At 68.7% G+C, this 6765-nt stretch carries 9 protein-coding genes; all 9 read right to left on the bottom strand.

The annotated features are described in order from the left end of the window. The coding region (locus RS86_RS00105; protein WP_045270168.1) for an RDD family protein at nucleotides 1-867 on the bottom strand (867 nt) is incomplete at its 3' end. A 116-nt stretch (nucleotides 868-983) separates the two neighbouring features. After that, nucleotides 984-1271 carry a WXG100 family type VII secretion target gene (locus tag RS86_RS00100; RefSeq protein WP_052674178.1) on the bottom strand — a complete coding sequence of 96 codons (288 nt, stop codon included), beginning with the start codon at nucleotides 1269-1271 and terminating at the stop codon, nucleotides 984-986. Nucleotides 1272-1399: 128 nt separating this feature from the next. Continuing rightward, nucleotides 1400-2164 carry a hypothetical protein gene (locus RS86_RS00095; RefSeq protein ID WP_152642011.1) on the bottom strand — a complete coding sequence of 255 codons (765 nt, stop codon included), beginning with the start codon at nucleotides 2162-2164 and terminating at the stop codon, nucleotides 1400-1402. A gap of 67 nt (nucleotides 2165-2231) precedes the next feature. Then, nucleotides 2232-2906 carry a hypothetical protein gene (locus RS86_RS00090; protein WP_045270166.1) on the bottom strand — a complete coding sequence of 225 codons (675 nt, stop codon included), beginning with the start codon at nucleotides 2904-2906 and terminating at the stop codon, nucleotides 2232-2234. Between the two features lie 33 nt (nucleotides 2907-2939). Beyond that, nucleotides 2940-3335, bottom strand: coding sequence for a hypothetical protein (locus RS86_RS00085; RefSeq protein WP_152642010.1), 396 nt, complete (start codon nucleotides 3333-3335; stop codon nucleotides 2940-2942). A gap of 73 nt (nucleotides 3336-3408) precedes the next feature. Continuing rightward, the gene (locus RS86_RS00080) at nucleotides 3409-4086 is read right to left on the bottom strand and encodes a hypothetical protein (protein WP_152642009.1); all 678 of its coding nucleotides are present in this window, start codon (nucleotides 4084-4086) and stop codon (nucleotides 3409-3411) included. 188 nt (nucleotides 4087-4274) lie between these two features. Continuing rightward, nucleotides 4275-4883 (bottom strand): hypothetical protein, encoded by a 609-nt coding sequence (locus tag RS86_RS00075; protein ID WP_045270163.1) that lies wholly within the window; start codon nucleotides 4881-4883, stop codon nucleotides 4275-4277. Continuing rightward, entirely contained in the window at nucleotides 4880-6181 is a 1302-nt protein-coding gene (locus tag RS86_RS00070; protein WP_045270162.1) for a hypothetical protein, read from the bottom strand. Before RS86_RS00070 ends, RS86_RS00075 begins: the two co-directional genes overlap by 4 nt. Before the next feature lie 12 nt (nucleotides 6182-6193). Continuing rightward, the gene (locus RS86_RS00065; RefSeq protein WP_045270161.1) at nucleotides 6194-6538 is read right to left on the bottom strand and encodes a hypothetical protein; all 345 of its coding nucleotides are present in this window, start codon (nucleotides 6536-6538) and stop codon (nucleotides 6194-6196) included. Nucleotides 6539-6765: the final 227 nt, after the last annotated feature.

Genomic DNA, 6765 nt, shown 5'->3' with positions numbered 1-6765 from the left:
GACCGGGGCAGGGCCGCCGGCCGGCGTGGCGAGCGACGGCACGCCTGCGACGGGCGCGCCGGCACCGGCGGCCGCAGCGGGCGTTCCTGACGCCGCGGCGACCGGAGCCGCGGCACGGTGCGCACCCACGACCCCGCCGGAGAAGCGCCCGGTCGGCACGTACATCGCGGGGGCATCGCGGTCGACCGGCGTGGCCAGCGAGGGCAGCGCGGGCGCGGCCTCGTGCACCTCGGTGGTGATCTGCTTGCGAGCGATGCGCATCCGCTTGCCGTCATAGGGGTTCAGGCCCCGTCGCACGTCGACGAGCCAGGTGGCTGCGGCCCTATCCGGCCATCCGCGCCCGCGCCGCTCGGGATCGAACAGCGGAGACAGCGCGATCACGAGGAGTGGTCCGACCACCGGCACCAGGAAAGATGCCGCGAGGATCAGGTACCGCACCACGGCGCCGCGCCAGAAGCCCGGCTTCTCGAGCGTGCGCACGTTGACGGTGCGGATCCCGCACACGGCCTTGCCGAGCGTCGCTCCCTTGAGGCCGTGCAGGATGAGCTGCACGAGCGTGTAGACGAGCATGAGCGCGTAGGAGACGATCAGCGGGAGCAGGATCCAGATCAGGTCCTTGCGCGCCAGCAGCCCCGACGGGTCCGCCGCACTCAGCAGCACCAGGTTCGTGCCGGCGATCGCTCCGGGAACGGCGATGACGAGCGCCACGACCAGCTCGAGGAGGGTCGACAGTACGCGCGCACCGGGGCGGGCCGGGACGAGCCCGATCGCCTGCGCATACGCCGGATCGGGACGCCCCTGCGCGTCCAGACCCTCGATGTCGGTGGTCTGGGCCGGAATCTCCCAGATGTCGTTCGACAGGCTCATATCCCCTCACGTTATCAAGGCGGCGGGCCGGATCCCGGTACGCCGCTGCTCGCCCGCGAAACGCGGAAACGGGGGCCGGTGGACGTCCACCGGCCCCCGCAGCACCGAGCGCGGTGTCAGCCGCCGGCGAGCTGCGTGTCCAGATCCTGGATCGCACGCATCATGCCCAGCAGCGACTCCGACATGTCATTGATGCCATCCACCGCCTGCTTCAGACCCGTGGTCAGCTCCCCATAACCCTCACCGAACTTCCCCGACGCGTGCTGCGTCTTGAAATCCTCACCCAGCAGGTTGTCCACCTGCCCCTTCAGAGTGTCCAACTGACCCTGAATATCATCACGAGCCTGCGACAACGACGACGCCACCTGCTCCATCTCCGCATAAGACGCACCGAAATCGGCCATCGTCAACACCTCCGGTAATCACTGGACCGGACCACCCCGGCCCGACACAACGAACCCAACAACCCCCGCACAACCCGTCGATGGGCAGCACTACCCATCCCCCCGGGATCAGCGCCGGGGCGTGTACGTCAGCCGCCATACGGCGCCTTCGGCGGTGCCGTCACCACGGGCTTCGGCTCGACGGGGGATCCGTCCTCGTTGAAATAGACGGGGCTGCCGACCGGGAAGTAGAAGAGCGGCACGGAGTCCGGTCCCTCGGTCGCAGGGAGCGAGCGCCAGGTCAGTGCGTCGCTCCCCCGCGCCTCGTCGTCGGTGACCATCCGCGACAGCTCGCCGGCGTTCCCCGGCGCGCACGGAGTGTCCGCCGAGACCTCCACCCGTGACGCCCCCGGAACGATCGTGACCACCACGCGGCCCAGGGCCTCGTCCTCGGCGACGAGGTTCCATTCGGCGGCGTCGCCCTTCCCGTATCCCGCGGCCTCGCCCTTGAGCCCCGCGTCGCGGAAAGCGGCGATAGCGGCTGCGCTCATCGTCTCTCCGTCCATGCCAGGCAGGGTGACCTCGCGTCGATAGCTGAACCGGTACCCGAGATCGCCGCCACCTTCCAGGGAGCAGCCGATCGGCACGGCCCCGTACCCGCCGGTCGGGACGGTCCAGTCGCCCTCGTGCACGCCCATGAGCACCGTATGCATCGTCGTCGCCATCGCGAGATAGCGCTGTTCGCCGTCGCGGTAGAGCGCATCGCGCTGCGGAACCTGCCCAGGCACACCGCATCCTGTCATCGTCAGCACCAATCCGGCGGCGACTGCCGCCCACACGTGTCGCACAGCCGACACCCTGGTAGCCGTACCGACGATCAGGTGGTTGTAGAACACCTGTACTTCGTCAGCCATGCAGCCCCCCGCACGCAGTCGCGATGACGACGTCAGCTTAACAGATCCCCCGAACAACCCCGCGGGATCAGTCGACGGAGTTCCCGCCGTCCAGGGCCGCCGGCAGCACGGGCTCCTCGAGCTCGCGCTCCCAGGTGAACGTGGAGATCATCGCGTCGCTGAGCAGCTCCAGGGAGTCGACGACCTCGCCCGGCACGACGTCGCCGTCCGGGATCACGATGGTCGTCGTGAAGACGAGGGCCTTCCGCCGCTGCGTGCCAGGGGCGGGGATCACGTAGGTAAGGGTGCGGCCGCCGACCCCTTCGATCCGACGCGCGTTCGCCGGTCGCTGCGGTTCCGACCGCCATCGCACGATGTGCGGCGCGTCCTCGTCGAGGAACTGCGCGCCCTTGGTGCGGAACGCGTCCGACACCCAGCCGTCGAGGTTCTCGCCGTCCGCGGCGCTGAGCGCGGACGCCGTGATGGACATGGGCAGCAGCTCGTCCATCTCCACCTGCTCCTGGCGGTAGATCGCGAACACCTTGGTGCGCGCCATCGCCTGGTTGGTCTGCGCCATCAACCCGCGGAACTCGGCGTCCAGATCCGGGCGGTTCGCCTGCCGGAAGATCGCGCTCGCCCGCTTGACGTCGTCCTCCTGCGCGGCGTTCGTCGGCAGGTGCTGCACCCAGCCGGGCGGCAGCACGAACCGGAAGGCGGGGATGCCGAACCTCAGCTCGACCCCGAGATCGTTCATCGTTCCCATGTCACATCCCCCGTCGTCTAGCCATTGTCCTGGTCAGCTCGCGCCGCGCAGGGCGAGGCGCGAGAGCTGCGCCATGCCGAGACGGCGTCGCGCACGCCGCGCCTCCGAGGCCATCGTCGGCATCGATGCACGCCTCACGAGAGTCGCGAGCTCGCGCCACCGGCTCAGATCGAGCCGTGACACCTCATCGCGGTGCCGTCGGTTCGCTCGCGCCAGCGCACGCCGCGTCTTGGAGAGCAGGGCTTCCTCCGTGCTGTATGCGTCGTCGGTCCCGATCGCGCGCGCCTTGGCGATCGCCGATGTCGCCTCGTCGAGGATGCGCGCGGTCTCGTCACGAAGTCCGGTTGCGCGCTGCAGGAGTCCCTCTTCCTCGGCCACCCACGCCGCGGCGACGGCGTTCGCGCACGGCTGGCACAACCGCTTCGGCATCGTCCCCGTCTTGGCATAGCCGCAGACGCACCTCCGGGCCGCAGCCGCGAGTCCGGGAACTGCCACTCCGGAATCAGCCGAGGATGTCACGGTCGCCCTTCAGAGCGAGCGCTGCCAGTCCGGCAGCGCCGAGCCCACGCTTGTCGGCACGTCGCCCTTCCAGGGGAAGGCTGGTCTGCAACGCCCTCGACGTCAGTCGTGCCAGCTGCGTCCAGCGCTCGGATGGCAGATCGCCCTCCGTCGATACGAGAAGACGCCGACCCGACCGTCGCAGCCGACGCAATGCCCGACCGCCGCGTGCACGCTTCGATGCGACATCCGCGAACGGCGTCTCGCTGCGCACTCCGATCTGCTTCTGCTGACGCGCCTCCGTATCAACGAGGATCTCCTCGACCCGGCCGCGGTATTCCGGAACCATCGCCAGCAGCCGCAGCTCCTCGGCGCTCCACCGCCGCACCACGAGCTCACCGCATTCGATGCACAGCCCCTTGCCGATGACCCCGCTCTCGGCGTAGCCGCATCCGCAGTCGATGAATGCCCGGTTCGGCACGGCAGGTCTGAATCCCCACGCGTCACGAAGCTGGAGGGCGCCGGCGGCGCTGCTGCGCACCTCGTCGACCAGTAGTCCCCGCCTCGACCGCGTCAGCCCCTCATCCACGAACGCGGCCCAACGCGCGCCATCGGCGCTGTCGATCGACGCGGAGACGCGGGCTGCATAGTCCTTCAGGAGCGCGTAGACCTCCGCCTCCATGATCGCTTGCCGCATCCCCGAGGCCGACGTGATGCCTCGCCACGGGGATGGGGCACGCAGCGCCGCAGCCGACTTCAGACGCGCTGCTCCCGAAGCCTGGACCTCTCGATGCAGCTCTGCGAGCGGTGCGTTCCGCTCCAGAAGGTCGCGTTCGAACTCGGCCGCCGCCTCGAACCAGGGTGCGATGCTCATGGGGCGACGCTGACAGGTAGCGAGATGCCCGCCAGCAACCGCGGCAGATGCTGCTCGAGCACCGCGAAGGTCTCGAGCGTGGATCCCATGGCCTCCACGATAGTGAGCCAGCCGTCCTTCCGGAGGACCACGGTCCAATTCGCGATCGGAACCGCGCGGTCATCGACCATGGCCGCAGACGTGCGGCGCACGAGCACGCCGGTGCCGAGATTGTCCGTGTCGATCCCAATCATGTCCGACGCGGTGGCATCCGGAAGAGAGCCGATCTCCGCGGCCAGTTGATCGGGGTCCAGTCCTTCGACGTCGCCGACCGTGATCCCGATGAGCACATCGCTATACGCGCCGCGCGGCACGAACCACAGCTGCGTCGCCGCAGAATCGACCATTGCCAGGAGCCCTCGCGCCGTCAGAGAGAGCGCTTCACGGTCTCCCGCAGTCAGCGGCCCGCGTTCGGCGTAGTGAGCGAGTGCGTGATCGACCCACGCGTCCGCGGCTGCGGGATCCAGGCGCAGCTCCTCGGGCGCGGGGAGCGGAAGGAACCACTCGGAGTCGAACGCAAGGTCCCAGGAGGCAGAACCCGGAGTCCGCGTGACGATCGGACTCATCCCACCAGACCGTTCAGGATCTTCGCCGGCGACAGTCCGCCCGAAGGCTTCCCGTTCGACATCGCCACTCCCTTGTCCGCCCATTTGTAGACGTTCCAGGCCTTCTCCCAGGTCGACGGCGCCGAGCCCTTTGCGAGGTCGGCGAGCGCAGTCGGCAAGTTCTTGACCAGCTGTTTGCCATACCCCGTGCCCGCCTGCGCGGCGTCCTGGAAGGCGACGGTGAACGAGCGGTTCGCGCCGCCGAGGAATCGCTGACCGAGCCCCGCCAGAGTGAACGGTCCGGTCATCCTGGTCTTGGAGACCTTGGTGACGAAGGCGGCGAAATTCGCTTTGGATCCTGCCCTCCAGCCGCCCTTCGCGACAGCGGTGATGCCGCGGATGTTGCGGATCTGACCGAGCGGGCCGGTGAGCTGCTTGGGGATCGCCTTGAAGAATTTGCCGAAGCCCTGTCCGAGCTTGCCTATCGGCAGGACGCCGACGATCGCCCAGGCGAGATCGCCCCATCCCTTCCTGCCGTCGAACATCAGCGCCACCGTGAGCGCGAGCGCGATGACGCCGACGACCAGGGCGGCGATCGCGAAGAACGGTCCGCCGATGATGAGACCCAGCACGGCGATCGCGAGCCCGATCCAGCCGACCCACTCCGAAATCACCGCGAGCACGCCCGCGATGTTCTCCCAGGTGCTGTCCTTGCCGATCTTGTTCGCGTCGCCGAGCCCGTTCACGGCGTGCTCGTACGCCTCGTCCCAGGTGTCGTACGCGGTGTCGAAGCGGCCGAGGTTGTGGTCGTGCGTCTCGTTCGCCGTCGTCAGCGTGGAGTGCGCGGACATCGCAGCGCCGGAGAGCTTCTCGCCCGCCGACTTCGACGCGTCGGCCTGGTCGGGCGCCGGCGGGTGGTCCGAGACGGACGTGTTGTGCTGGGTGAGCGCGCTGTCCGCGGCGGTGGCGTCGGACTGCGCCGTGGCGAGAGCCTTCTCGCTCGTCTCGCAGTCGCCGACGATGGTCTTCATCTGCGCCTGCACCGTGGCGAGCACCCCGGCGTAGTCGGTGAGGGTCTTGCCCGCGGGCTTGTAGCGCCGGCCCGCCTCGTCGAGGTCTCCGTGGATGTCGCCGATGACGTCCTTGATCTTGTCCATCGCGTAGCCCTTGCCGACGAGCTTGCCGCTCTTGATGTCCTGCAGGGTCGACGCGGCGGTCGTCATCTGCGTCGCGAGCGTCGTGATGGTCGTGCCGCGATCGCTGATCGCCGCGGAGTCGCCCTCGATGACGGCGACCTCGTGCCCCTTGTGCGTCTTCATCCCGCTCCCCCCTCAGTTCGCCACAGCGCGGCCGCGACCGCCGCCGGTGCCCTGGCCGGACTGATGCATCGAGCCGGCCATGTCGGTGTCGGTCTTGGTGACCTCATCGACGGTGCCCTTCACCCGCTCGGAGATCTCCTTGAGCTTGGACAGCAGCTTGTCGCGACTGTCGTCCCAACTTCCCTCGAAGTCATGCACGCGTGACTTCAGACGGTCATCGCCGTCCGGGCGGCCCACCGCCTGCTCGAGATCGTCGCGCCGTTTCGACGCCGCCTCGAACTCATCGACGATCGCGATCAGTTGCGCGCTGGTCGTCTTCAGATCGTCGATCGGGTAGAGAACCCCGTCCCCCGCCATGTCATGCCCTCCGTGTCATCGCCCCTGCGGGCGCCTGCTGCTGCGGACGCATCGGGGCGCCGTGCGGATGGATCCGGCACGACGCCTCCGATGTACGCGATGCGGTGCGGTGTCAGCCGCCGGCGAGCTGCGTGTCCAGATCCTGGATCGCACGCATCATCCCCAGCAGCGACTCCGACATGTCATTGATGCCATCCACCGCCTGCTTCAGACCCGTGGTCAGCTCC

This window comes from Microbacterium azadirachtae, from assembly GCF_000956505.1.
Lineage (GTDB): Bacteria > Actinomycetota > Actinomycetes > Actinomycetales > Microbacteriaceae > Microbacterium > Microbacterium azadirachtae_A.
The sequence above is the reverse complement of the archived record's forward strand: the minus strand, read 5'-3'. Positions and strand labels throughout refer to the sequence as shown.